Below are 25,547 nucleotides of genomic sequence, written 5' to 3'. Positions count from 1 at the left end.
AATCCACAAATTAGATTTTCATTCGACAAAATTCGGGTGGTGCCTGTCACTTGTCGAAGGGCAACAAAAAAACCCGGCCTTGAGGCCAGGTTAAGTTGTTTGTTTATGCTGCAAAGAATGCAACTGCAATTGTTAAAAGGAAGAATAACACCGCTAATACGACTGTAATACGATGTAGGATTAAATCCATTCCTCGTGCTTTTTGCTTCCCGAATAGCTGTTCAGCTCCACCGGATATGGCGCCTGAAAGACCCGCACTTTTTCCTGACTGCAATAAAACGACAATAATAAGACCAATTGAAACTATAACCAATAATGTAATAGCCAATGCATGCACCGAAGTACACCTCCTGATAACGAAAAGCGTAAGGCGCTCAGTTTTAGGCGACAAGCATAAGACAAGCTGGCAGGAAGGTTGGTTTTTACCTTCTTGACAGATTAGCTTATGACCTCGAGCCGATGGCGCCTGAAGCTAGCCAGTAATCTAAGTCCAAAATATGTACTCTAAATGTACCATAAACCGAAACTCTGTACAAGATGAAAATTGGACGTGTCCTCCCTGGGGTCTGACCCCAGGGGAACACGCCCCGTTAATTTATATTACTGTTTAATGTTGTAGAATGTTTTAGCGCCCAAATATTGAGCAGTGTCATTGAGTTGATCTTCGATACGAAGAAGCTGGTTGTATTTCGCAACACGGTCTGTACGTGATGGAGCACCAGTCTTAATTTGCCCAGCATTTGTCGCAACCGCGATGTCTGCAATTGTACTATCTTCCGTTTCACCAGAGCGGTGGGAGATAACAGCTGTGTAACCTGCACGCTTCGCCATTTCAATCGCATCAAATGTTTCTGTCAATGTACCAATTTGGTTTACTTTAATAAGGATTGAGTTCCCAACGCCTTCTTCGATTCCGCGTGAGAGTTTCTCCGTATTTGTTACGAATAGGTCGTCTCCAACGAGTTGAACTTTTTTACCGATACGCTCAGTCAATAGTTTATGGCCAGCCCAGTCGTTTTCATCCAAACCGTCTTCGATTGAAACGATTGGGTATTTTTCTACTAACTGCTGATACCAATCAACCATCTCTTCAGACGTTCTAACGATTCCTTCACCGCTTAGGTGATATTTGCCGTCATCTTTGCTGTAGAATTCGGAAGAAGCAACGTCCATGGCAAGCTTAACTTGTTCGCCTGCTTTATAACCCGCTTTTTCGATTGCAACCATAATTGTTTCAAGTGCTTCTTCGTTAGATTTCAAGTTTGGAGCAAACCCACCCTCATCACCAACACTCGTATTTAAGCCTTTTTCTTTTAAAACAGATCGTAAGCTATGGAAAATTTCTGTTCCCATGCGTAGCGCTTCTTTGAAATTCGGAGCGCCAACTGGCATGATCATAAACTCTTGAATATCAACGTTATTATCAGCATGCTCGCCGCCATTCAAAATGTTCATCATTGGAACAGGAAGTTGCTTCGCATTGAAGCCACCTAAGTATTGATAAAGTTCTAATCCAAGGAAATCAGCTGCTGCACGAGCTGCCGCCATGGATACACCTAGAATCGCGTTAGCGCCAAGTTTACCTTTATTATCTGTTCCATCAAGTTCAATCATCATTTTATCAATGCCAACTTGGTCTGTAACATCAAAGCCAATGATTTCTTCAGCAATTACGTCATTTACATTACTAACAGCTTTTTCTACGCCTTTACCAAGGTAGCGGTCTTTATCTCCGTCACGAAGCTCAACTGCTTCGTACTCCCCTGTCGATGCTCCACTTGGCACCAATGCGCGGCCAAAAGCTCCTGTTTCTGTGTATACTTCTACCTCAACTGTTGGATTCCCGCGGGAATCAAGTACTTCACGTGCATAAACTTGTGTAATGAATGGCATGAAAATCTCTCCTTAAAATTTTATTTCGATCAGTTACACGCTATTATTCACTTATAATCAATGTATTACCTGTCATTTCCTCAGGCTTATTAAGTCGCAATAAATGAAGCATGGTTGGTGCGAGATCAGCAAGAATGCCGCCACCACGTATTTCTATACCCTTTTTCGTAATAATTACAGGAACTGGGTTCGTTGTATGAGCTGTCATTGGCGTACCTTCCGGCGTAACGACCTCATCAGAGTTTCCGTGATCAGCCGTAATAATTGCTGTTCCGCCCTTTTCAAGAATCAAATCAACAACCTTGCCAAGACACTCATCAACGGCTTCAATCGCTTGAATCGTTGGCTCAAGCATACCTGAGTGACCAACCATATCAGGATTGGCGAAATTTAAGATAATCGCGTCAAACCTGTCGTCAGCGATTTGCTCACAAAGAGCTTCCGTTACTTCGTAAGCACTCATTTCCGGTTTTAAATCATATGTGGCAACTTTTGGCGAATTAATTAAAATTCGTTGTTCTCCAGGGAATGTTTCTTCCCTGCCACCACTCATAAAGAAGGTAACATGCGGATATTTCTCTGTTTCCGCAATTCGGAGCTGAGACATATCATTTTCAGAAATCACTTGTCCAAGCGTTTTATCCAAATTGACCGTTTTAAAGGCAACATAGCCATCTACAGTCTCAGAAAAATGAGTCATACAAACAAAATATAAATGCTTCGGACGATTTTCGCCCCTGTCAAACGCCGTAAAATCTTCATTAGTAAATACATTGGAAATTTGAATAGCCCGGTCAGGACGGAAATTATAGAAAATGACTGCATCTTCACTATCGACAGTTGCAATCGGCTGTCCATCTTCATCTGTCATCACGGAAGGAATAGCGAATTCATCGAATATCCCGTGATCATAAGAATCACTGATCATTGTCAATGGATCTGTATAAAGCGGGCCATCACCGTAAGCCATCGCGCGGTATGCTTTTTCAACACGATCCCAGCGTTTATCACGGTCCATCGAATAAAAACGCCCAGAAATTGTTGCGAACTGTCCGACACCGTATTCTTCCATCTTTTCTTGTGTAGCTTTAATATATTTTTCTGCTGTTTTCGGTCCAACATCCCGACCATCAAGAAAGGCATGGACAAAAACATCTTTTACACCTTGATCAGCTGCAAGCTTTAATAAAGCGTAAAGATGATCAATATGACTGTGGACACCGCCATCTGAAAGCAAACCGAAAAGGTGAAGTTTCTTGCCCGTTTTCTTTACATGGTCAATGGCATATTGAAAGGTTTCATTTCGTTCAAATTCACCGCTTCGAATGGCGACATTTACTCGGGTTAAACTTTGATAAACAATTCTGCCTGCCCCAATATTCAAATGCCCTACTTCTGAATTTCCCATTTGGCCTTCAGGTAGACCCACAGCTTCACCACAAGCTGTAAGCTGATTATGAGGAAACTCATTCCAGTATCGATCAAAATTAGGTTTCTTTGCTTGGGCAACAGCATTACCTTGTTTTTCTTTGCGACAGCCGAAACCGTCCAGAATAATCAGGGCAACTGGTGCTTTTTTACTCATTTGCAGCCGCCTCCAATAACTGGAGGAAAGATTGAGCTTCTAAGCTGGCACCGCCAACAAGCGCACCGTCAATATCAGGTTCATTCATATATTCTTTAATATTTTCCGGTTTCACGCTCCCACCATATTGAATCCGAATTGCATCTGCAGCAGATTTAGAGAAGCTTTTTTCTACTACTTGACGAATATGTGCACAAACTTCATTTGCGTCTGCTGCTGAGGAAGATTTGCCTGTTCCAATCGCCCAGATTGGTTCGTAAGCAATGACAGTTTGTTTTACTTGTTCTTCCGAAAGTCCTTGCAACGCCTTTTCAACTTGAACTCCTACAAGTTGTGTCGTTTGATTGTTTTCTCTTTGTTCAAGCGTTTCGCCCACACAAACAATTGGCGTCAAGCCATGACTGAATGCAGCATGTGTTTTTTGATTGACCCCTTCATCTGTTTCATTGAACATTTCCCGACGCTCTGAATGGCCAAGAATAACATATGATACGTTTAAATCTTGAAGCGCAGCAGGACTAATTTCTCCTGTAAAAGCACCGCTTTCTTCGTAGTGCATATTTTGCGCTCCTATAGCTACATCAGACCCTTGGACTTCTGCACTCAGTTGTCCTAGAAATAATGCAGGTGCACAAATGACCGCATCAACTTTGTCTTTGGCAGGAACTGCAGCTTTTACCTCTTTAGCAAAATCTAGTGATTCCTGAAGTGTTTTGTTCATTTTCCAGTTACCAGCGATAATTGGTCTTCGCATTAAATATCCATCCTTCCATTATCCGTATAAGAAAAGCGGATTTTATTTATCGTCAAGCGCGGCAACGCCCGGCAAGGTTTTACCTTCCATAAACTCGAGTGATGCACCGCCACCTGTTGAAATGTGACTCATCTGATCTGCAAGCCCGAACTGTTCCACTGCTGCAGCTGAGTCGCCGCCGCCAATGACAGAGTATGTATCTTTTGCTTCCGCAAGCGCATCTGCCACTGCTTTTGTTCCATGAGCAAATGGTTTTAATTCGAATACACCCATCGGTCCATTCCAAATGACAAGCTTGGAATCTTGAATGACACTCTTGTAGATTTCCCTTGTTTTCGGGCCAATATCCAATGCTTCCCAGTCTGCTGGAATTTCTTCGACTGAGACCGTTTTTGTATTGGCATTTTCGGAGAAGTCATCGGCAATAGTGACATCTACAGGCATATAGAATTTAACGCCTTTTTCTTTTGCTTTTTCTATAAATGATTGTGCAAGCTCTATTTTATCTTCTTCCAATAAAGATTTTCCAACTTCATGTCCTTGCGACTTAATAAACGTATAAGCAAGTCCGCCGCCTATAATGAGATTGTCTACTTTATCAAGAAGATGTTCAATGACGCCTATTTTATCTTTTACTTTAGCTCCGCCAATGATTGCGGTAAACGGACGTTCCGGATTGGATAATGCCTTTCCAAGAACCTCCAGCTCTTTTTCCATAAGAAATCCAGCTACGGATGGAAGATATTTTGCAATGCCTTCCGTGGATGCATGTGCACGGTGAGCGGCTCCAAATGCATCATTAACATATAAATCTGCTAATTCCGCAAATGCCTTCGCAAGATCCGGATCATTTTTTTCCTCGCCCGGATAAAAACGAACGTTTTCCAGAAGGATAATGTCCCCATCTTGAAGTGATGAAACTTGATCTTTTACAGTGTCGCCAAATGCTTCATCTGCTTTTTTAACATCCTTGCCAAGTAATTCTCCAAGCCGTTTAGCTACAGGCGTCAGTCTTAATTCTTCCTTAACTTCACCTTTAGGCCTACCGAGATGGCTCGCTAAAATAACTACGGCGCCTTGTTCAGACAAATATTGGATTGTTGGCAATGCTGCACGGATTCTCGTGTCATCCGTTACCTTCCCTTCACTCATCGGAACGTTGAAGTCGACACGGCAAAAAACACGCTTTCCTTTAACATCCACATCTTTAATTGATTGCTTTTCCATCGCGCAAGCCTCCTTTTTTATATAAATAAAGGGAGGGGGATTGTTCCCCGCTCCCCCTTCATTCCTTTATTATAAATGTCGCACCGTGATTTATCCAATATTTGCTCGAATAAAGGCGGGTGCTCATTTTTTAAATCTTATAGACCTTGTTTAGCAATATATGCAGCTAGGTCTACAACGCGGTTTGAATAACCAGTTTCGTTGTCATACCATGAAAGAACTTTAACCATGTTTCCTTCAAGAACCATTGTAGAAAGTGCATCGATTGTTGAAGAATGAGTGTCACCGTTGTAATCGCAAGATACAAGCGGCTCCTCTGTGTAAGCCATAATGCCTTTCAATTCGCCTTCGGCAGCTTCTTTAAGCGCCGCGTTTACTTCTTCTGCCGTAACATCTTTCTCAAGTTCAGCAACAAGGTCTACAACTGAAACGTTTGGCGTAGGAACGCGCATTGCCATCCCGTTCAATTTACCTTTCAATTCAGGCAATACTAGCGCAACTGCTTTTGCAGCACCAGTAGTTGTAGGGATGATATTTTCAGCTGCTGCACGAGCACGACGATAATCTGAATGCGGAAGATCCAAGATTTGCTGATCATTCGTATATGCGTGAACAGTTGTCATCATTCCGCGCACAATGCCGAATTTATCATTTAATACTTTAGCAAATGGAGCAAGACAGTTTGTTGTACAAGATGCGTTTGAAAGTACGTGATGGTTTGCAGCTTCATATTTGTCTTCGTTAACACCCATAACAATTGTGATGTCTTCACCATTAGCTGGAGCAGAAATAATAACCTTTTTAGCACCTGCTTCAATATGTTTCGCAGCATCTTCACGTTTTGTGAAACGGCCAGTCGACTCAACTACAACTTCAACACCTAAGTCTCCCCAACCAAGTGCAGCAGGATCCCGCTCAGCAAGAACTTTAATACGGTGTTCGCCAACAACGATTGTGTCGCCGTCTACTGTTACTTTTTCTGGTAGTGAACCGTGAACTGTGTCATGTTGCAACAAATGTGCAAGCATGTTAGCATCTGTCAAGTCATTGACCGCCACGATTTCCACATCAGGATTATTTAGTGCTGCACGGAAAACGTTTCTTCCGATTCTTCCGAAACCATTAATACCAACTTTTACTGCCATGTTAATTTCCTCCTTTTAATAAAACATTAAATCTATATTTAAAAGGTTGCATCCTTTATAGATGTCCTTTTAAAAACTCATTTGCTGCGCCTTCATCTGTGATGAGAATGGTTGAATGTGGCGCACTCTTCATATAAGACTTTATTGCCTTAGCTTTAGATTTCCCTCCAGCTGCAGCAATTACAACTCGCCCATCATGTAAATCGGAAATTTGAATGCCAATTGTGGGGACTTTATGTACTATTTCCCCATTTTCATTAAAATAATAGCCAAATGCTTCACCAACTGCTTTTTCTTCTATTATTTTTTTCATTGTTGCCTCATTTGTTCTTCGTCTGCCTGCCATCGTAATGGCATCCCCTATTCCATGAAGAACGATTTTAGCTGATTTAATAATGCTCAAAATTTCCGTGATGGCAGGTTCTTTGAGAAGTGACTCGTACACTTCTCGACCAACTTGATCCGGAACATATAAGACACGATGAGACCCACCCGTTTTTTCTGCCATTGTTGCACAAATAACATTTGCCTGATTTTTGACATCTTCTCCAATACCGCCACGTGCCGGTACAAAGAGGAGATTTCTTTCTTCTCCCATATGAGCGGAAAGCATCTCGGCAGTACATGCCATCGTTGTCCCACCGGTCACTGCAATGATATCCTCGTCGGAAAAGGAGCTATATAATTTTTCAGCACAAGCCTTTCCAATCTCTTCCTTGACAAGCGGAGTTTCATCACTATCTCCCGGTACGATTACGACTTCAGCAATGTGAAGTATTTCCTTTAATCGGCGTTCCAATTGTTTAATGCCAGTGATTTCCCTCATCATCTCATCTAGTTCAAGCAGTAGCCGATTCCCTTTTGAAGTAACCATCATCCCTGCAGTTTTAATATCAATCAACTGGCGTGATTTTAAAAACTCAGCTTCGCTTCTAAGGATCCGTTCGGTCGTACCGAGCATTTCTGCAAGCGTTCGCCTTCCGACGGGCTCTGTTAAGCGAATGGAGCGAAGGATCTGATAGCGCTTCTGCATGACTTCCAGCATATCAGGTACTATTTGAGATTGAGTCTTCAAGAAAGTGTGCATATAATTGCTCCTCTAAAACCGTAGGTCACTTTGCGTCCCAGTAAGACAAAATATGTCCCGTTGCCGCTAAAAAAAATATCCCCAACACTTCCTTATATTATCATGAAGAAAAAAAATTTTCAATTCATATGTTTTCTCAATCTTTCTTCAATTGCAACAGGGTCAATGATCCCATATTGGATTACCTCTCCCTTAATTTCAACAACAGGGATCATGATTCCATATTTCTCCGTCCATTCATCATTTGTCTCAATATCCTTTTCAATAATTTTAAAAGAATGGTCTTTTTGAAGCATTTGTATGATTGCTATCGCATCTTCACAGAGCGGACATTGTTTGCGTGTATAGATTATAATTTCCACACCATCATTCCTTCATGCTTTTGATTTATTATATCAATAATGACAAACAAAATCCCCCTTTTCACCTTTTCAGTGAAGGGGGATAGCGATGCCTCGTTAGGTTGTATCTTTATAGACCCCATAAATTGATTGACGACCTTGGATAAGAAAAATCATATATAATACCACCTTTCAAGTTTTTATTAAAAAATTAGTATGGACGATATAAAGAAATTTGACGGTCTCTATTTTCGTCATAAATCTTCTGTACCTCTCGATGATGAAGTGCTTCTTCAACAGTCATTTTACGTTTTTTAATCGTAATCGTCATAAATAAAATATTTAATGTCATTTGTATCACCTCCTCAAATTAATTAATATCCGTGCACTGGGCGTCTGCATCCAGCCAACACAAAAACCGCAAAAAGACAATCCTTCTGCGGCTAAAAATGGGCATAAAAAAGCCGCAAAGAGACACTGCTCCCGCGGCTTTAAATAGGCATAAAAAAGCCGCAGAGGCACAATTCTCCCTGCGGCATGGATATTGTATAGTTAGAAATTAATCGATCCATTCCCTGTAGGTCGAATTGGTAAAATATTTAATTGCGTTTGATTTTTTACTGTTTTAATTGATTTGATCATTTCATTCGACCTCCTTTAAGAATTTTCACTTCAATGGTAATTATATCCATGAACGAAGAGTTTGTAAACATCTTTTTAGCCCAAATATTAAAAAAATAAACGTTGGCCCAACATTTCTACTCTAATTAATAAATACAACCATTTTTTTTCTTGTCCGCTAATCCCTAGCTCGTTTCACTGTAACTTGCATAAAATGTATTAACCTTTCGAAAGGTGGTGTTATTTATGGGCTTCTGTGGTCGTGGTTATGGCGGCTATGGCGGTGGCTATGGTGGTGGCTATGGTACTTCATTCGCTTTAATCGTTGTACTGTTCATTTTGTTGATTATTGTCGGCACAGCATTTGTTTATTAGTTAGTCTCCCCGCCTTATCTAAAAGGTAAAGTAACCAAATTCTGCTTGTGTCCATTTTTATTTGTCCTCACCTGAAAGAGCGCTTCGCCGGGCGCTCTTTTATTTGTGTTCTTGTGAATATAAAGTGAAGAATACCTTTGGGAGGCTAGGTATTATTGGTGACATAAAAAGAGAGCGTAAATTATTGATATAATTTACGCTCTCTCTAGGTCAGCTAATGCCTTGATTAAGTTACGCCCTCGGCAGGAATCGAACCCACATCTCAAGAACCGGAATCTTACGTGTTATCCGTTACACTACGAGGGCACGTTTTTTTTACCGTACGATATATGATTATAAGACAATTAATTACCCTTTGCAAGCCTTTTATGGTTTAAAATAAAGTGAGATGGTTAATATGTATAAAATAATAGCTTGTTATTTGACCTTTACTGACCATCATTGTATTATTAAACTACATACAGTATTAGTAGGCATTCGGCCATTACATAAAGGCCGGTTAATAAAGGAGGAGAAAGAGTATGAATTTAATTCCAACAGTTATTGAACAAACGAACCGTGGGGAGCGCGCATACGATATTTATTCGCGGTTATTGAAAGACCGGATTATCATGCTTGGAAGCGGAATAGACGACAATGTAGCTAACTCGATTGTTGCACAGCTTTTATTCCTAGAAGCTGAGAATCCAGAAAAGGATATATCAATCTATATTAATAGCCCGGGCGGAAGTATTACAGCGGGTATGGCAATCTATGACACGATGCAATTCATCAAGCCTGACGTTCAAACAATCTGCATTGGGATGGCTGCATCAATGGGAGCATTCTTGCTTGCCGCAGGTACGAAAGGTAAACGCTATGCACTGCCAAACAGTGAAGTAATGATTCACCAGCCACTTGGTGGGGCACAAGGTCAGGCGACTGAGATTGAAATCGCTGCAAAACGAATTCTCTTCTTGCGCGAAAAGCTAAACCAAATTTTAGCAGACCGTACTGGGCAACCGATTGAAGTGATCAGCCGCGACACTGACCGCGATAACTTCATGACAGCTGAAAGAGCAAAAGAATACGGCTTAATCGACCAGATTATTAACAGAAACGATGACATGGCATCTAAAAAATAATTAATTAACGCTTGGTGAATGAAATTCACCAAGCGTTTTTTATTTTTTAAACTTCCTGAAATTGAATGTGATGTAGCTTTGCAAAGATGCCGCCTTGATTGACCAGCTCTGAATATGTCCCGTCTTCCGCAATCCCCTCTTCTGTCACAACGATTACCCTATCTGCATTACGGATGGTCGCCAATCGGTGTGCAATCACCAGGGTTGTCCGATTTGCAGCCAATTCGTTTAATGCTTGCTGGATAATTTTTTCGGTTGCCGTATCAAGTGCCGAAGTGGCTTCATCCAAGATGAGGATCGGCGGATTTTTTAGGAACATCCGGGCGATTGCAAGTCTCTGCTTTTGCCCACCGGATAATTTTAAACCACGCTCTCCAATTTGTGTTTCATAGCCTTCAGGAAGCGAGGCAATGAAATCTACTAGATGGGCTTTTCGAGCAGCTTCAAAGATTTCTTCCTCACTGGCATTTTTCTTTCCATACGCGATATTTTCCTTAATTGTTCCCGTAAACAAAAACACATCCTGTTGGACGATACCGATATGAGAACGAAGCGAATGCTTTGTCATATCGCGAATATCAATGCCATCAATCGAAATAGCCCCTTCATTCACATCATAAAAGCGTGGAATTAAAGAACAAATGGTAGTTTTTCCTGCACCTGATGGACCAACAAAGGCAATCGTTTCGCCAGCACGGATATTTAAGTTGATTCCTTCAAGTACTGCTTTATGTTCATCATATCTGAAATGAACATCATTAAACCTAATATCCCCCATTAAGCCATTTACAGCTTCAGCGTCGGGGCGATCCTTAATTTCCGGTTCTTGATCAATTAAATCAAGAAAACGCCTGAAACCAGCCATTCCTTTCGGGTATAGCTCAAGAAGTGCACTGATTTTATCAACAGGTTTAATCAATACATTTACATATAAAACAAAGCTGACAAGCTCTCCATATGTAAGCTTACCATTAAAACTGAACCACGCACCGACTACTAAAACTACTAGTGTTACGAGCCGAGTCATCATATAAATGCTTGAATGGGTTCCGGCCATTACTTTATAAGCTACAAGCTTTGCGAGTCGAAAACTACCATTATCTTTTTTAAATCGGTTAATTTCAAACTCTTCATTCGTAAACGACTGGACAACCCGAGCACCTGAAACACTGTCTTCAACTCTTGCGTTAACATCGGCAATTTTACTGTACATATTTTTCCAGGCATGATTCATTTTTACGTTACAAAACGTCACAAGCCAAACAAGAAACGGCACCATAATAATTGCGATGATAGCAAGTTCGGGATTGATATTGAACATAATTAAAAATGCACCGATGAAAGTCATGATGGCGATAAAAAAGTCTTCTGGACCATGATGTGCAAGCTCTCCGATGTCAAATAAATCATTCGTAATGCGGCTCATCACATGGCCGGTTTTCGTATTATCAAAGAATCTGAAAGACTGGCGCTGTACATGGGTAAATAATTGTTCACGCATGTCTGTTTCAATATTAATTCCTAGTTTATGACCTAAATAGCTGACGATAAATTGAAGCACTGTACTGACTAAATAAACGATCAGCAATAGCACGCCTATCGTCACAATCGTATTCCAATCGCCGCTCGGCAGCAGTTTATCAATAAACCATTGGACGGCTACCGGGAAGGCCAATTCAAGAATGGCGACAACAACAGCACTTGAAAAGTCAATAATAAATAGACGCTTATGCGGCTTATAATATGAAAAAAATCGTTTTAGCATCCACATTCTCCTTCGCGAAACAATTGTTTCAAAATGAAAAAGGAGCGCTAAATACTTTTATTTAACACTCCGATTCGGGAACTTTTTTTAATGTTCCCTTATTACTAAATCCTCTAGTGTAGCAATAGCTTCGTCTTCATCATTGCCTTCTGCGTGAAGGGTAATAACCGATCCCGGTGCAACCGCGAGGCTCATTAGTCCCATAATGCTTTTTGCATTTACTTTCCTGCCGTCTTTTTCAAGAAAAATATCCGATGAAAACCGGCTTGCTTCTTGGACGAATTGGGCAGCAGGACGTGCTTGCAAACCAGCTTTTAATTTTACTTCCACTTCTTTTTGTGCCAAAGATTTTTCACTCCTTTATTTTTATTTTGATGTTATTTTATCTCCGGTGCGAAGTTTTTCTGCAATCTCATTAATTTTCCGCAAGCGGTGATTGATTCCAGATTTACTGATCGGTCCGCTTAAAACCATTTCCCCTAACTCTTTGAGTGTCACATCTTGGTGGGCAACTCGGAGTTCAGCTATTTCTCGCAGCTTATCGGGTAAAATATCCAATCCAACTGACGCTTCAATATAGCGGATATTTTCCACTTGTTTAAGGGCAGCCCCGATCGTCTTATTTAAATTAGCTGTCTCACAATTGACGAGCCTATTCACAGAGTTACGCATATCACGGACAATTCTCACGTCTTCAAAGCGAAGCAATGCGTTATGAGCACCGATTACATTTAGAAATTCGGTTATTTTCTCGGCCTCTTTTAAATAAGTGATAAACCCATTTTTTCTTTCTAGTGTTTTGCTATTCAATTCAAAATCGTTCATTAGTTCACAAAGCGAGTCATTATGTTCCTTATAAAGTGAGAATACTTCCAGGTGGTAAGATGATGTTTCAGGGTTATTGACGGAACCGCCCGCTAGGAATGCACCTCGTAAATAAGATCGTTTACAGCATTTCTTTTTGATTAAACCCTTTTCAATATCATGAATAAAGATGAAGCCTTCCCCGAGAATCTTTAATTTACGCAGTATTTTTTCCGCATTTTTCTTCAATCGGACAATATACACATTATTTTTCTTTAAACGCATTTTTTTCCTGACGAGCAATTCTACCTCCGCGTTATAAAGCTTCTTAATTAATGTATAAATCCTCCGAGCAATCGCCGCATTTTCAGTTTGAATATTTACGATTAGAATCCGGTTGGAAAAAGACAAAGAACCATTCATTTTGATAAGAGCTGAAAGTTCAGCCTGGGCACAACAATCTTTGACTTCAAGATTGGTGAGCTCTTTTTTCGTTTCTGATGCAAACGACATCCCTTTCACCTCCGCAAGCCTTTAATAATCACTTTTATGTTTGGGCAATTTGATTCGATTCTCCACCCAAAAGGGAGTAGATGATATTCGCTACCTTTTCCGTATCATGTCGGATTAATCCATTTTCATAGCTAATAATTTGATCGTAAATGACTTCCATTCCGAGTGCGATTAACCGGTCGACATCAAATAGTACTGGTTGAGCAAGCTCAGCTTGATAACGATTTTGCAAATGCACCGGTACAGGTTCATTGTTAACTAGAACAACGTCGATAAACTTACAATCCATATGATCATAAAGTGCTTCTATGTGGTTGCTGGCCGTAAAGCCGAGTGTTTCACCAGCTTGAGTCATCAAATTACAAATATACACTTTCTTTGCTGTTGCTTTGCATACTTCATCACCAAGGCCGGGTACGAGCAAATTAGGGAGGATACTTGTATAAAGGCTGCCAGGCCCTACAACGATTAAATCGGCTTCCCGAATAGCCCGGATTGTCTCAGGAAGTGGCTTAATAATTTCCGGCGTTAAAAACACTTGTTTAATTTTCTTCCCCGAAAAAGGAATTTTTGATTCCCCACTTACAATCGTACCGTCTTCCATCTCAGCATGGAGGACAACGCTCTGATTGGCTGCCGGCAGAACTTTTCCGTGAACATTTAGGACCCGGCTCATTTCCTGTACCGCATGGACAAAATCACCGGTAATTGAAGTTAGAGCAGCAATAATCAAATTGCCCAAGGAATGGCCCGAAAGCTCATTTGTTGTGTTAAAACGGTGCTGAAACATTTCTTCTACAAGTGGCTCAACATCGGATAAGGCTGCTAGCACATTTCTTATATCGCCAGGAGGCGGTATTTCCATCTCAGTTCTTATTCTTCCCGAACTTCCACCGTCATCAGCAACCGTTACAATTGCGGTAATATCAACGGGATACTTTTTAAGCCCCCGCAAAAGCACCGGCAACCCTGTACCTCCGCCAATGACAACGATTTTCGGTTTTGAAGGTTCCTGTATCATCAGGCCAATTCCTTTCTCTTCTGAATATCTCGGTGTGTAACTTGAATCCGATAATCATTCTTGTAAAAATTCCCAATATGCTCAGCGAGTGCAACAGACCTGTGCTGGCCGCCAGTACAGCCAATCGCAATAACGAGTTGACTTTTCCCTTCCCTTTTATATAAAGGAAGCATAAATGTAAGTAAATCAATTGTTTTTGTAAGAAACTTTTGCGTATCATTCCATCTTAAAACATAGCTGGACACTTCTTTTTCGAGTCCTGTTTTAGGGCGCATATGGTCTATATAATGCGGATTGGGCAAAAAACGTACATCAAAGACAAGATCAGCATCAATCGGAATACCGTGTTTAAAACCAAATGACATGATATTCACTGTAAAGATCGTCTGTTTATTAGCGGAAAACTCCTCAATGATCTTTTCCCGAAGTTCCTTTGGCTTCATGCTCGATGTGTTATAAAGCAACTGCGCGCGCCCTTTTAATTCATCCAAAAGAATGCGCTCCTGTTTAATGCCTTCTAAAGGTAAACTTGCAGGTGCAAGTGGATGTGATCTGCGTGTTTCTTTATATCTTCGAACGAGCGCAGCGTCATCTGCGTCAAGAAAAAGAATTTGTGGCGTTACCCAGGTTGAATCAGAAAGTTCGTCAATAATTCGTACAAGTGTGTCAAAAAACTCCCTGCCCCGTAAATCCATAACAAGTGCAACTTTATTCATTTTATTTCCAGATTCTTTCATTAATTCAAGGAACTTGGGCATGAGAGCCGGGGGCAAATTATCCACACAAAAAAAGCCCAAATCTTCAAAGCTGTGGATTGCTACAGTTTTTCCAGCTCCGGACATTCCTGTAATAATGACTAATTGTATTTCATCTGCTGCAATAGCATTCATTTATTCCACCCCTATTTCATTACTAGCAAAATTCTTCCCATGTGTCTTATTCCTAATATTATACTATTTACACTTCTTAAATAACAGCCCATAGAAAGAACAAAAAAATAGCACAGGCATAGCCCGTGCTTCCAGAAAGGGATATTGTATAAAAAGGGGGTCAATATCTCATATATCTAATGTAACCGAAAATCATTTCACCACTGTTACAAAATCATTAAGACCCCGTTACGTTTTTGTTCATTCAGACCGTTTGGAACGGTACTTATTTACTACTTATTTAACGGCCAATTGCTCCATCAAATTTTCAATATAAATTTGGGCACTTTGGGCTGCAATACTACCATCACCTGTAGCGGTTACGATTTGACGAAGCAACTTGTCTCGCACATCTCCTGCAGCGAAAATACCTGGTACTCTTGTCTCCATATTTTCATTCGTTTCAATATATCCAGCTTCGTTTGTGATACCTAATTGAGCAAATGGTTCAGTTAATGGATCCATACCAATATAAATAAAGACACCATCCGTTTTAAAATTCTTTTCTTCCCCATTTTCAGTTGATACAAGTGTCACAGAACCAACTTTTCCGGATTCCCCATTGATTTCTTTTACAGTATGGTTCCAAATGAAATCCACTTTTTCGTTTGCAAACGCGCGATCTTGTAAAATCTTTTGCGCACGCAGCTCATCACGGCGATGGACAATCGTCACTTTTTCGGCAAATCTCGTTAAGAACACTCCCTCTTCAACAGCAGAGTCCCCGCCTCCGACAACAACAATCTCTTTGCCTTTAAAGAATGCTCCATCACAGACCGCACAATAAGAGACACCTCGGCCTGTCAAATCATTTTCTCCCGGGATGCCCATTTTTCGATATTCAGCCCCAGTCGTAATAATGACAGCACGTGCTTTATATTCTTTATTGCCTGCTTTAACTGTCTTGAACTCTTCACCATCAACGACTTCTTTTATATCACCATACGCATATTCTGCGCCAAATTTCTTTGCATGGTCAAACATTTTTGTCGATAGCTCAGGCCCAAGAATATGATCGAAACCTGGATAGTTTTCCACATCTTCGGTATTGGCCATCTGTCCGCCCGGAACACCGCGCTCAATCATCAAGGTAGATAAATTGGCTCTTGACGTATAAACAGCGGCAGTCATACCAGCAGGACCCGCTCCAATGATAATGACATCATATAATTTTTCTTCTGACATAGTTGTAACACTCCTTTTATGAATGAAACAGCTCGAGATCATGACAACACTCGAGTTGGTAATTAATCATAAATCTTTATAACTATCGTATTAAACAACAGACGCCGAGTCCAAATATATGCTCAATCTGAATGTAATTCCAAAAGTCGAATATATTTTCTTAATGTAGATTGTGATATCCCATATTCTTCAGCTAATATTTTTTGGGTTTTCTTATTATTACTTTGTCTCAGCCAAATATACTCAGCAGCGGCAGCGATTGCAGACTTATTCGTAAACGCTGTGCCAGACTTTAAAGCCTTCAAAAAAATGGAAAACCATGTTATAAGTAATGGTCTTGTTGGCATTCCATGGGCCTTATACCGGTTAAAAAGTAGAAGGGCGATTTCATGACCTTTTTCAACAAATCCGTCCGGATCAATTTTTTCCTTCTTTCCAGAATGTAATATATGTGCTAAGTAAATTTTTTCCGTTAGTGAAAAGTCATCTAGAGGCTTAAATTCAGAGTGTGTAATTAACTCTTGTTGGCGCCCAGATACCGAGATTAAAAATATTCCATAAAGCCTTTCTTCCAAGCGGTCACTACGGAGCATTTTCATAATGGCTACATCATCTTCTCCATTACGCGGATCTGGTTGCTCCTTTTCACTCCAAGGCTCAACCACGGCTTTTTCCGGATTAATTTTCGATAGCTGTTTCCATGCTTGATGAGCTACTTTTTCATTTCCGGTAAAATACGCTGATTTCGCAAGCCAATAATAATAGCCTGCATCCCCGTCAAAGCCATATTTTTGAATTTGGCGCAGCCAAAAATAGGCTTGATCATATTTGCCTGTTAAAGCAAATGTGGCACCTAATTTATAGCGCTGTTCAAAAAGGAGAGGCTGTACCTTATCAAGCGCAGTGAGGAGCGTTTCAAGCTGTTCGGTTTGTCGTTCATAGTAAAGGAAAACCGCTAAGTTGCATAATGCGTGTAAATTACCCGGGTTTTTTTCAAGAACATTTTCTAAAACTCCCGCGGCTTTTTCTGTCTTACCTTCATAGAAATAGGCCAGCGCTAAGTTATTATGTGCGGGCCAAAACTTCGGATGGTCTTCTACCGCTTTTTCAAGCATTTCAATTGCATTCGCGAAGTCACCTGATTCAAGAAGTTTTCTCGCTGTATCTTGTTGGTTAATGATTTCTTCTTGTTCTGTTAAGTCGTCAATATTTTCATCGTCTTCTAGACCAATCAGTTCTAATAATTCCTCGGCATCTTCTTGAAATTCTCCCGTTTGATCTAAGTCAAGATAAAGACGGGCATGCTTATAAGCGTCTGTAAACAAGCCAAGGTAGGCAAAATTATTTGCCAGAAAATAATGGCATTCTGTCATTCTGTCATCTAGCTCGTTCAGCACCTCGTATAAAAGCTTATTAGATTCAGCATATTCTGCTGCCTCCGTATGAACAAGTGCAAGCTGGCAAGCAATCATTGGTTCATGAGGTTCTAATTCGAGTGCTCTCTTTAAATATTTTTTTGCTTTATTTATATCAAAACGATCATACGCTTTAATGCCTTTATTAAAATAATATTCACCAGTCGGTATAAAAGGGAATATTTTAGCCTTCTTATATAGTGCTTTCGATTCTTTAAACATCGAGATCCTCCGTTGTCGTGTTCCATTGTCGCTTTTTGTAGTATATCATACTCAAAAGCCGGTTTGTAGAAACACTTAATCTTAATAATGACAAAATCTGTAAGAGGTCACGAAAAGCGGAAGGCGCTCGTTAAGCGACGTTGTCGCTGGGCACTGGAGCTAGGGTAAATTTTAAAGAAGAATTTTTTATAAAAATTTATCCCCTATTAAAAGAAACCTTGACGCCATTTCTAGGCATCAAGGTTTCTTGGGGTTTTTTCCGTATATGGGATCGTCCTGCCATCGCTCACTCAGTTCGTCTTTTGTGTAAATAATGCGCATCGGATTTCCCCCGACAAAAGCGCCCGCTGGAACATCTTTATGAACAAGTGTGCCAGCAGATACAATGGCATGATCGCCAATTTTGATTCCTGGTAAAATGGTCGAATTGGCACCAATCATGACTTCATTGCCAATCTCCACATTCCCAAGCCGATATTCTTTAATTAAATACTCATGGGCTAAAATTGTCGTGTTATAGCCAATCACTGTGTTGCGACCAATGGAAATTTTTTCAGGAAACATGACATCGAGCATGACCATGAGGGCAACCGATGTCTCTTCACCAATCTTCATCCGCAAAAACACTCGATACATCCAGCTTTTCAAAGCTAAAAAGGGCGTATATCTCGCCAATTGGATGATGATAAAGTTACGGACAACCTTCCAGAACGGTACCGTTTTATATACATGCCAAAGGGAGTTTGCCCCTGCTACCGGAAACCGCTCCGTTCTTCTCATTTTATTCCGACTCCAACAATATCCAATAAATCAGCCATGTTCTCTAGAATATAATCAGGTTGATATTCTTCCAAATATTCTCTTCCCTTTAATGACCAGGCCACACCGCAAGTGGCTGTTCCTGCATTTTTCCCGCCTAAAATATCGTGATGATTATCTCCAATCATCATTGCTTCTTCAGGTGTCGAGCCAAGTGCCGCCAATGCTTTTTCCAGTGGCTCAGGATCCGGCTTCGCACGTTCCACCTCATCAAGGGATATGACAACGTCAAAAAATTGATCTAAATTTGTAAGGACTAAACCTTTTAATACTACATTCCGAACTTTTGTTGACACAATGGCCATTTTATAGCCATTTTCATGAAGCGTCCGAATCGTCTCGAATACACCGTCAAATTCTTTTACAAGTAAATCATGATGCTCAACATTGTATTTTCGATAAATTGCAATCATTTCTTCTACTTTTTCGGGATCAATGCCCGTAAAAACTTCATGAAGTGTAGGTCCCATAAACGGTAACACATCTTCTTTTCCATATTTGCCCGGATAATACTGTCCAAGTGTGTGTAGATAGGAAGAAACGATAAGATCATTCGTATCAATTAAAGTACCGTCTAAGTCAAACAATAAAGTAGTGATTTTTTTGTTCATTAGGCTATTTCCCTTTCTTCTCTAATTTCCAATCGTCTCCATACAGCTGACACAACTAACGTCAGGATGACGGCTGTAATTAATCGGATGATAAGCAACGGGAGTACTGGAATGCCAAGAGGAATGAAGATTAAAGTATCCTCAACGACAGCGTGACAGGCCACGAGAAAAATAAATGCCAATGTCACATCTCTTTTACTGACTCCGTCCTCTTTGACGGCCTGGATCATCGCGCCCGCTCCGTATGCAAGACCAAACATCAGTCCAGCCGCCATAGTCGTAGATGTATTTTCTTTCATTCCCAATAAACGTGTAAAAGGAGCCATCCACCGAGAAAATATGGCTAACCATTGATAATCTTTCAGAAGTTGGATGCCAACCATCAATGGGATGACGATGAGCGCAAGCTGCGCCACTCCAAAGGTTGCTTTTTTTAACCCCAATACAGCTATTGCCATATATCCTGAAACCTGTTCATCTTGAACGCCAATCGCTCCATATTGTGCTATTTCCTGACCACCGTTCCAAACGAGGTTAATAATGATTGCCGAGGTAATAGCCAATCCAATGCGGACTACAAACATAATCCATATCTTTACACCGACCTTTGTGGCCACAGCAGATTCTATGAAGAGATTATGAGAGAAGCTCAGCATGACGGCAATGATAAAGACTTCTTTTACCGTTAACTCCACCGATAAAATCCCCGCTATACCGGCATATAAATTAAGAAAATTTCCGAATACAAGGGGAATTGCTGCATCTCCGGATAAGCCAATAAGCCCCATAAATGGTTCGATGATGTTAATGATCCATGGTAATACGGGCGTGTGCTGCAACATGGAAACAATTAATGTAATCGGAAAAATAACTTTCCCTAGCGTCCAAGTAGTTCTTAACCCTGTCTTTACTCCATTCTTAATTGAAGACTGCCACATGTTGATTCTCTCCCGTACGGTTGATTATTTATTCGTAATACTTCTGTTTAGCCTGACCTGTGAGTCTACGGTAAGTCCACATAATAATAGCGCCGGCTATTAAAACAAGAGAAATAACTTGAGCCATCCTCAAACTTTCCGTCAACATCAAACTGTCTGTTCGCAGACCTTCAATAAAGAAGCGCCCGATTGAATACCAAATGACATAGCTTAAAAAGATCTCTCCGCGTCTAAGGTTTGTTTTTCTTAAAAGGATCAAAATGATAAAGCCAAGAATATCCCAAATAGACTCGTATAAAAAAGTCGGGTGGTAATAAGTACCTTTTATGTACATTTGGTCAATGATAAATTGAGGTAAATGTAAGTTTTCAAGAAAAGTCCTTGTTACCTCACCACCATGGGCTTCCTGATTAATAAAATTTCCCCAGCGGCCAATTGCCTGCCCGAGTATAAGGCTAGGTGCGGCAATATCAGCCACTTTCCAAAAAGAAATTCCTTTTCGCTTCGTATAAATGATGGCAGTTAAAACGGAACCAATCAAGGCTCCATGGATGGCGATTCCGCCTTCCCAAATTTTAATAATATCACCTGGATTTTGTGCATAGTATTCCCATTGAAAAAAAACATAATAAATTCGGGCCGAAATAATAGCGATCGGAATGGCCCAAATCATGAGATCTGTGAACGTGTCCTTGTCGAGTTTATGTTTTTCACTCTCGCGTATAGCTAAATATAGTGCGAGTGCGATGCCCAGCCCAATGATGACTCCATACCAGTGGATGGCCAATGGGCCCAGCTTTAATGCAACCGGATTAATTGGATGAATGCCGGATTCCATAAATGCAACTCCTTTTTGAAGTGATTAGCAGTAGCAATTTTATAAAATTACATAGTTTTTCCTCATTAAATATCGTCGTCCTGACCACCTTGAATGACCTGAGAAAGCCGTTCTGTAAATTGTTGTGCCGCATTTACCCCCATTTTTTTCAGGCGGTAGTCCATCGCTGCCACTTCGATAATAACTGCCAAGTTTCTGCCAGGGCGGACAGGAACCGTCAACTTTGTAATTTCTGTATCTATAATTTTCAATTTCTCTTCATCAAGTCCTACCCGGTCATAATGTTTATTCTCATCCCATAGCTCTAGATGAATAGATAGAGTGATTTTTTTACTCGGTCTAACAGCCCCTGCCCCAAGTAAAGTCATTACATTAATGATGCCCAGTCCACGAATTTCCAATAAGTGCTCGAGTAATTCAGGTGCTGTTCCGACAAGGACATTTTCATCTTCTTGACGAATTTCTACGCAATCATCAGCGACGAGCTGGTGACCTCTCTTAATAAGTGCAAGTGCGGTTTCACTTTTACCGACGCCACTTTGACCGGTAATGAGGACACCGATTCCATATATATCTACGAGCACCCCGTGAACAGCCGTTGTTGGAGCTAGCCTGCCATCTAAGTAATTCGTCAGCTTACTGGAAAAACGCGTAGTTTTCATCGTTGTCCGAAGGAGGGGCACACTATTACGTTCCGCGGATTCGATTAATCCTTCAGGGATATCAAGACCGCGAGAAACGATAATCGCCGGAGTTGTATCATTGCATAACAGTTCCATCCGCTCTCTTCTTTCATGCTCAAGTAGTCGTTCGCCAAAACTAACCTCTGTTCTTCCAAGCAGCTGAACCCTTTCTGCAGGGTAGAAGTTGAAAAAGCCCGCTAATTCCAGAGCCGGACGAGAAATATCGCTCGTAATGATTGGTCTATGTATTCCTTCCTCCCCGCTGATTAATTCTAAATCAAATTGCTTAATGATATCTTCTGTACGGACTTTCGCCAACTGAATCACTCCTCGTTTTCTATATCACTCAATGCCAGCTGTATGCTGACAAAACATTCATTTTTCTATTTTAGCACTTTAATATGAGGAAACTCTACCTTTCAAACTATTTTATATTGGACATCTGCATATAACGGTGTCTAATTTTGAACAAAGTTTATATCATTATAGATGAAATTAAAATAGACTCTCGGAATTTCTAGACGTAAATCTGCCGAATTTCCGAAAACCTACCAAGGATTAAACTTTATTGGATATTTGGTATTTGTTTTCAAAACCAGAAATGCCAAACGTCAATGTGTTGACCCATCCTGATGGGATATGTCCTTATGTACCACATTTTTGTGGAGCGATGCCTACCAGACTCCAAGTCGTAATCCACTTTTCCCCTTTTGTTTGATCGTTCTACGGATGTACGATGTTGTATATGAGCTGCCACTTTTCAGACGTTCTAGGAGTTCTGGTAACAATCGCAGATTCTCCTTCCTAAATGTATGAAACGTTCTTCCATATTTGGCAGCGGAGCGAAGGTTCTCGCAAGTGCTTTTTTTTCCGCAAGCTAGAGGACCGCAATTTTTGCCTATTTTGGGATTTGTCGTATTCATTTGATTTCATTTTCAAACCAGCGGGACAACTCGGGATCCCACCAGGAGACATTTGAGAGCAAGATATGAACAGTCTCTCTACTATGAGCAAAAGAATATCCCAGTTGATTGGAGTGGAAGGCGGCGACTCCTGGGGGATCAGCGTGACAGGTGAGACCCCGCAAGGCGCGAAGCGACTGAGGAGGCTCACCTCACGCCCCCCGGAACGCGTCCGCCTGGAACGGAAATCAACGGTGGCAGGCGGACGCATTGTATGTAGATCACTTATCTTGCTCAACTATTAAAAGAATTGGAGGGAAATAAATTGAAGATTATGATTGATGCTGGCCATGGTCCGAATACGGAAGGAAAACGTACACCCGACGGGATGAGGGAATTTGAATTTAATGCAGCTGTTGCGGTGTTTTTAACAGAAGAACTAGAGAAACTATCAGGTGTTTCCGTTTTTCATGTGCATTCGAATATGTCAGATATACCATTAAAACAACGGACGGATAAGGCGAATGAACTTCGTGTAGATTGCTATCTTTCCATTCATGCTAATGCATATGGAACGAGCTGGAATTCTGCAGAAGGTATTGAAACGTTTGTTCATTCTAGCAAACCTCACGAGGCATATCAGCTTGCAAATATCATTCAAGCAAGTCTGATTAAAACAACAGGGAGGAAAAATCGAGGTGTTAAAACAGCTGATTTCCATGTACTTCGCGAAACAAAAATGACCGCGATTTTGATTGAATGCGGCTTTATGACAAATAAGGAGGAAGCAGCTCTGCTCCGTTCAATGGAATATCGAAAAAAATGTGCGGTATCGATTGCTTCAAGTATCAAAGATTATTATAAATTGAAATCAAAAATTCAAGGTTCTAGTAAAAATGTTATTTATAAAGTTCAAACAGGGGCATTTTCACATTATGAATCAGCTGAAAAATTAGCAAATGAGCTTAGAGCAAAAGGTTTTGATACCTTTATTACAAAAGTAAAATGAAGAATTTTAGTGGTTTGGAGAAGCGTCCGCTCGACTCCCGCGGAAAGCGAGCGGTAAGCTTCGGAAAACCCGCTCTATCCTAAATAAAAATAAAAAACTGTAGACAACTCGTTTTTTCGAGTTTGTCTACAGTCTGAGTCCGCCCCTATATGATCGGGATCGGACTTTTCGCTTCTATTTTTTCTTTTTAGGCTCTAATACCGTCTTTTGAATGATTAAATTAACGATTGACATGATGACTGCAATGAGAAGAGCCAGCCCGAATCCAGAAATCTCAAATTTGCTGCCCATGATTGCATCTGTCATTAATAACGTAATAGCATTAATGACAAACAAAAACAAACCTAAAGTAAGTAAGGTTGCTGGCAAGGTCAAAATGATAAGAATCGGCCTTACAAGCATATTTAATATCGATAAAACGATACTAGCTCCAACAGCCGCTCCGAAACTAGATACTACAAATCCCTCAAAATACCCCGCAAAAGCAATGAATAAGAGAGCATTGATTAAAATTCCTATTAACCATTTCATACATTATTCACCCGGCGATATCGCTTTTCTTATATGAACCGAACCTGTTTTTGTGTCTGCGAGGAGATAGATGACACGCTCATCGGTTCCTGTTCTTTTAAACTTAACTTGTTTCTGAATGATTTCTTTCTTTTCATGCATGACATCAATGCCTTCTAAATCAAGCTTATAGCTACCTAAATTGGAACGGACATCCCCGTCAATCGTAGCCGTTTCCGGAAGATTTAAATGAATGTTTCCTGTTACTGCTTTCGCTTCAATTTTATTTGTACCCGTCTCAGGTAATGTGCATGTAATATTACCGTTAAAAGACTGTAGCTCGACATTTTGATAAGTCCCTGAAATTTCAACTGCACCATTCACAGTTTCCGCTTCTAGCTGATTGGCATTTGAATTTGTTAATTTGATTTGTCCATTAACTGTTTCAAGATTAAAATTTTCGCCTACTAAGTTTGCAAGTTCTACTTTTCCGTTGGTCGTTTTTACAGATAAATGATCACTATTTAGCCGTTCACCTGTTAGACCGCCATTGAAGATGCGGACGGCAATCTTTTTATATTGCTTTTTAGGAACATAGACAACCGTCTCCACTCGCATCCATTTCGACTGGGTAGCGAAAATGCAAAGCCCATTTTCAATTGAGAATACTGTGTTATCTATAAAATAATTTCTTGCATCTTCGCGATCTTCTGAACGATAAACCTTTGCTTGACATTCAATTCGCACTTCTGGCTGATCCCAAGTGGTAATCCTCACAGGACCGTTAGCTATATCTACATCGATTCTTTCAAATTCAGCATCTGTTTGCTGGAAAACATGGGGGATATCTACAGACTGAGTAAATTGCAAATCGATATGTTTGATTTTGCGAAGAGCAGTGTTAACAAAATCAAAGATTTTTTCGCCTGCACTCTCTAACTGTGAATAAAACGAATCATCGTTTTGATCTTCGTTCTTTTCATACGACTGCTGCTCGGATTTCTCCTTAGATTTCTCTTTCGTTTCTTCCTTTTCTGCGTCCTGTTTGGCGCTAAGATCTGTTTTCTCAACAGCTGAAGTTTCCTCTACTAATTCGTCCTCGAGTGCTTCTAATAGGATAATCGCTTCCTGGGCAGAGAGTTTTCCGTTCTGTACCATTTCAAGTATTCGTTTCCGTTCTTGATTCATGTCGACTTCCTCCTTTTTTGATTCTAAAAAGGTTTACGTTTTC

25 protein-coding genes, 1 tRNA gene and 1 pseudogene are annotated in these 25,547 nt (G+C 40.5%); 3 read left to right on the top strand and 24 right to left on the bottom strand.

Features of this window, described 5'->3' with window-relative positions; genetic code table 11:
• Window positions 1–103: 103 nt before the first annotated feature.
• From secG to KHA88_RS13555, 9 genes are all read right to left on the bottom strand, one after another.
• Window positions 104–337: a preprotein translocase subunit SecG gene (secG, locus tag KHA88_RS13595; protein WP_213098087.1), complete on the bottom strand. Its 234-nt coding sequence runs from the start codon at window positions 335–337 to the stop codon at window positions 104–106.
• A 263-nt stretch (window positions 338–600) separates the two neighbouring features.
• Window positions 601–1,893, bottom strand: coding sequence for a phosphopyruvate hydratase (gene eno, locus KHA88_RS13590; RefSeq protein ID WP_213098088.1), 1,293 nt, complete (start codon window positions 1,891–1,893; stop codon window positions 601–603).
• 43 nt (window positions 1,894–1,936) lie between these two features.
• Complete coding sequence (gpmI, locus tag KHA88_RS13585) at window positions 1,937–3,478, bottom strand: 2,3-bisphosphoglycerate-independent phosphoglycerate mutase (protein ID WP_213122221.1); 1,542 nt, start codon at window positions 3,476–3,478, stop codon at window positions 1,937–1,939.
• Entirely contained in the window at window positions 3,471–4,232 is a 762-nt protein-coding gene (gene tpiA, locus KHA88_RS13580; protein WP_213098090.1) for a triose-phosphate isomerase, read from the bottom strand. Before tpiA ends, gpmI begins: the two co-directional genes overlap by 8 nt.
• Before the next feature lie 42 nt (window positions 4,233–4,274).
• Complete coding sequence (locus KHA88_RS13575) at window positions 4,275–5,459, bottom strand: phosphoglycerate kinase (RefSeq protein WP_213098091.1); 1,185 nt, start codon at window positions 5,457–5,459, stop codon at window positions 4,275–4,277.
• 137 nt (window positions 5,460–5,596) lie between these two features.
• Complete coding sequence (gene gap, locus KHA88_RS13570; RefSeq protein WP_213098092.1) at window positions 5,597–6,604, bottom strand: type I glyceraldehyde-3-phosphate dehydrogenase; 1,008 nt, start codon at window positions 6,602–6,604, stop codon at window positions 5,597–5,599.
• Window positions 6,605–6,659: 55 nt separating this feature from the next.
• Window positions 6,660–7,691, bottom strand: a complete 1,032-nt coding sequence (locus KHA88_RS13565) for a sugar-binding transcriptional regulator (protein ID WP_213122220.1) — start codon at window positions 7,689–7,691, stop codon at window positions 6,660–6,662.
• A gap of 119 nt (window positions 7,692–7,810) precedes the next feature.
• Entirely contained in the window at window positions 7,811–8,053 is a 243-nt protein-coding gene (locus KHA88_RS13560) for a glutaredoxin family protein (RefSeq protein WP_213098094.1), read from the bottom strand.
• A gap of 190 nt (window positions 8,054–8,243) precedes the next feature.
• A complete protein-coding gene (locus tag KHA88_RS13555) occupies window positions 8,244–8,384 on the bottom strand; it encodes a YrzI family small protein (RefSeq protein WP_213098095.1) in 141 nt (46 codons plus the stop codon).
• A gap of 572 nt (window positions 8,385–8,956) precedes the next feature.
• On the opposite strand from KHA88_RS13555, the pseudogene KHA88_RS21475 reads away from it, so the two are divergent.
• Window positions 8,957–9,028, top strand: a pseudogene (locus KHA88_RS21475) (YjcZ family sporulation protein); the annotation flags it as partial.
• Between the two features lie 234 nt (window positions 9,029–9,262).
• On the opposite strand, the gene KHA88_RS13545 reads toward KHA88_RS21475, so the two are convergent.
• Window positions 9,263–9,334 (bottom strand) — tRNA-Arg (locus tag KHA88_RS13545).
• A gap of 215 nt (window positions 9,335–9,549) precedes the next feature.
• On the opposite strand from KHA88_RS13545, the gene clpP reads away from it, so the two are divergent.
• A complete protein-coding gene (gene clpP, locus KHA88_RS13540) occupies window positions 9,550–10,152 on the top strand; it encodes an ATP-dependent Clp endopeptidase proteolytic subunit ClpP (protein WP_213098097.1) in 603 nt (200 codons plus the stop codon).
• Window positions 10,153–10,198: 46 nt separating this feature from the next.
• Here clpP and KHA88_RS13535 read toward each other — a convergent pair whose 3' ends face one another.
• The 12 genes from KHA88_RS13535 to hprK form a co-directional block, all read right to left on the bottom strand.
• Window positions 10,199–11,917, bottom strand: coding sequence for an ABC transporter ATP-binding protein (locus KHA88_RS13535; RefSeq protein ID WP_213122218.1), 1,719 nt, complete (start codon window positions 11,915–11,917; stop codon window positions 10,199–10,201).
• Window positions 11,918–12,004: 87 nt separating this feature from the next.
• The gene (locus tag KHA88_RS13530) at window positions 12,005–12,262 is read right to left on the bottom strand and encodes an HPr family phosphocarrier protein (protein WP_213098099.1); all 258 of its coding nucleotides are present in this window, start codon (window positions 12,260–12,262) and stop codon (window positions 12,005–12,007) included.
• A gap of 21 nt (window positions 12,263–12,283) precedes the next feature.
• Entirely contained in the window at window positions 12,284–13,234 is a 951-nt protein-coding gene (gene whiA / locus KHA88_RS13525) for a DNA-binding protein WhiA (RefSeq protein ID WP_213122217.1), read from the bottom strand.
• A gap of 34 nt (window positions 13,235–13,268) precedes the next feature.
• Window positions 13,269–14,255 carry a gluconeogenesis factor YvcK family protein gene (locus KHA88_RS13520; RefSeq protein WP_213107996.1) on the bottom strand — a complete coding sequence of 329 codons (987 nt, stop codon included), beginning with the start codon at window positions 14,253–14,255 and terminating at the stop codon, window positions 13,269–13,271.
• On the bottom strand, window positions 14,255–15,145 hold the full coding sequence (gene rapZ / locus KHA88_RS13515; RefSeq protein WP_213098102.1) for an RNase adapter RapZ: 891 nt from the start codon (window positions 15,143–15,145) through the stop codon (window positions 14,255–14,257). The genes KHA88_RS13520 and rapZ overlap by 1 nt, the downstream gene beginning before the upstream one ends.
• 276 nt (window positions 15,146–15,421) lie before the next feature.
• Window positions 15,422–16,411: a thioredoxin-disulfide reductase gene (gene trxB / locus KHA88_RS13510; protein ID WP_213122216.1), complete on the bottom strand. Its 990-nt coding sequence runs from the start codon at window positions 16,409–16,411 to the stop codon at window positions 15,422–15,424.
• Between the two features lie 80 nt (window positions 16,412–16,491).
• Complete coding sequence (locus KHA88_RS13505; RefSeq protein ID WP_213122215.1) at window positions 16,492–18,006, bottom strand: tetratricopeptide repeat protein; 1,515 nt, start codon at window positions 18,004–18,006, stop codon at window positions 16,492–16,494.
• Window positions 18,007–18,243: 237 nt separating this feature from the next.
• Complete coding sequence (locus KHA88_RS13500; protein WP_213107993.1) at window positions 18,244–18,786, bottom strand: acyltransferase; 543 nt, start codon at window positions 18,784–18,786, stop codon at window positions 18,244–18,246.
• A complete protein-coding gene (gene ppaX, locus KHA88_RS13495) occupies window positions 18,783–19,436 on the bottom strand; it encodes a pyrophosphatase PpaX (RefSeq protein WP_213098106.1) in 654 nt (217 codons plus the stop codon). The genes KHA88_RS13500 and ppaX overlap by 4 nt, the downstream gene beginning before the upstream one ends.
• Window positions 19,436–20,374, bottom strand: coding sequence for a nucleoside recognition domain-containing protein (locus tag KHA88_RS13490; RefSeq protein ID WP_213122214.1), 939 nt, complete (start codon window positions 20,372–20,374; stop codon window positions 19,436–19,438). The genes ppaX and KHA88_RS13490 overlap by 1 nt, the downstream gene beginning before the upstream one ends.
• Before the next feature lie 28 nt (window positions 20,375–20,402).
• Complete coding sequence (gene lgt / locus KHA88_RS13485) at window positions 20,403–21,212, bottom strand: prolipoprotein diacylglyceryl transferase (protein WP_213122213.1); 810 nt, start codon at window positions 21,210–21,212, stop codon at window positions 20,403–20,405.
• A 65-nt stretch (window positions 21,213–21,277) separates the two neighbouring features.
• Window positions 21,278–22,213 carry an HPr(Ser) kinase/phosphatase gene (gene hprK, locus KHA88_RS13480; protein WP_213098109.1) on the bottom strand — a complete coding sequence of 312 codons (936 nt, stop codon included), beginning with the start codon at window positions 22,211–22,213 and terminating at the stop codon, window positions 21,278–21,280.
• A 918-nt stretch (window positions 22,214–23,131) separates the two neighbouring features.
• On the opposite strand from hprK, the gene KHA88_RS13475 reads away from it, so the two are divergent.
• The gene (locus tag KHA88_RS13475) at window positions 23,132–23,806 is read left to right on the top strand and encodes an N-acetylmuramoyl-L-alanine amidase (RefSeq protein WP_249313214.1); all 675 of its coding nucleotides are present in this window, start codon (window positions 23,132–23,134) and stop codon (window positions 23,804–23,806) included.
• Window positions 23,807–23,980: 174 nt separating this feature from the next.
• On the opposite strand, the gene KHA88_RS13470 is transcribed toward KHA88_RS13475, so the two are convergent.
• Window positions 23,981–24,337 carry a phage holin family protein gene (locus KHA88_RS13470; RefSeq protein WP_213098112.1) on the bottom strand — a complete coding sequence of 119 codons (357 nt, stop codon included), beginning with the start codon at window positions 24,335–24,337 and terminating at the stop codon, window positions 23,981–23,983.
• Window positions 24,338–24,340: 3 nt separating this feature from the next.
• On the bottom strand, window positions 24,341–25,504 hold the full coding sequence (locus KHA88_RS13465) for a DUF4097 family beta strand repeat-containing protein (protein ID WP_213107990.1): 1,164 nt from the start codon (window positions 25,502–25,504) through the stop codon (window positions 24,341–24,343).
• Window positions 25,505–25,547 lie beyond the last annotated feature (43 nt).

This window comes from Lederbergia citrea (assembly GCF_018343525.1).
Classification (GTDB): domain Bacteria; phylum Bacillota; class Bacilli; order Bacillales; family Bacillaceae_C; genus Lederbergia; species Lederbergia citrea.
Note: the sequence above shows the minus strand (reverse complement) of the source record. Positions and strands in the feature narration are given on the sequence as shown.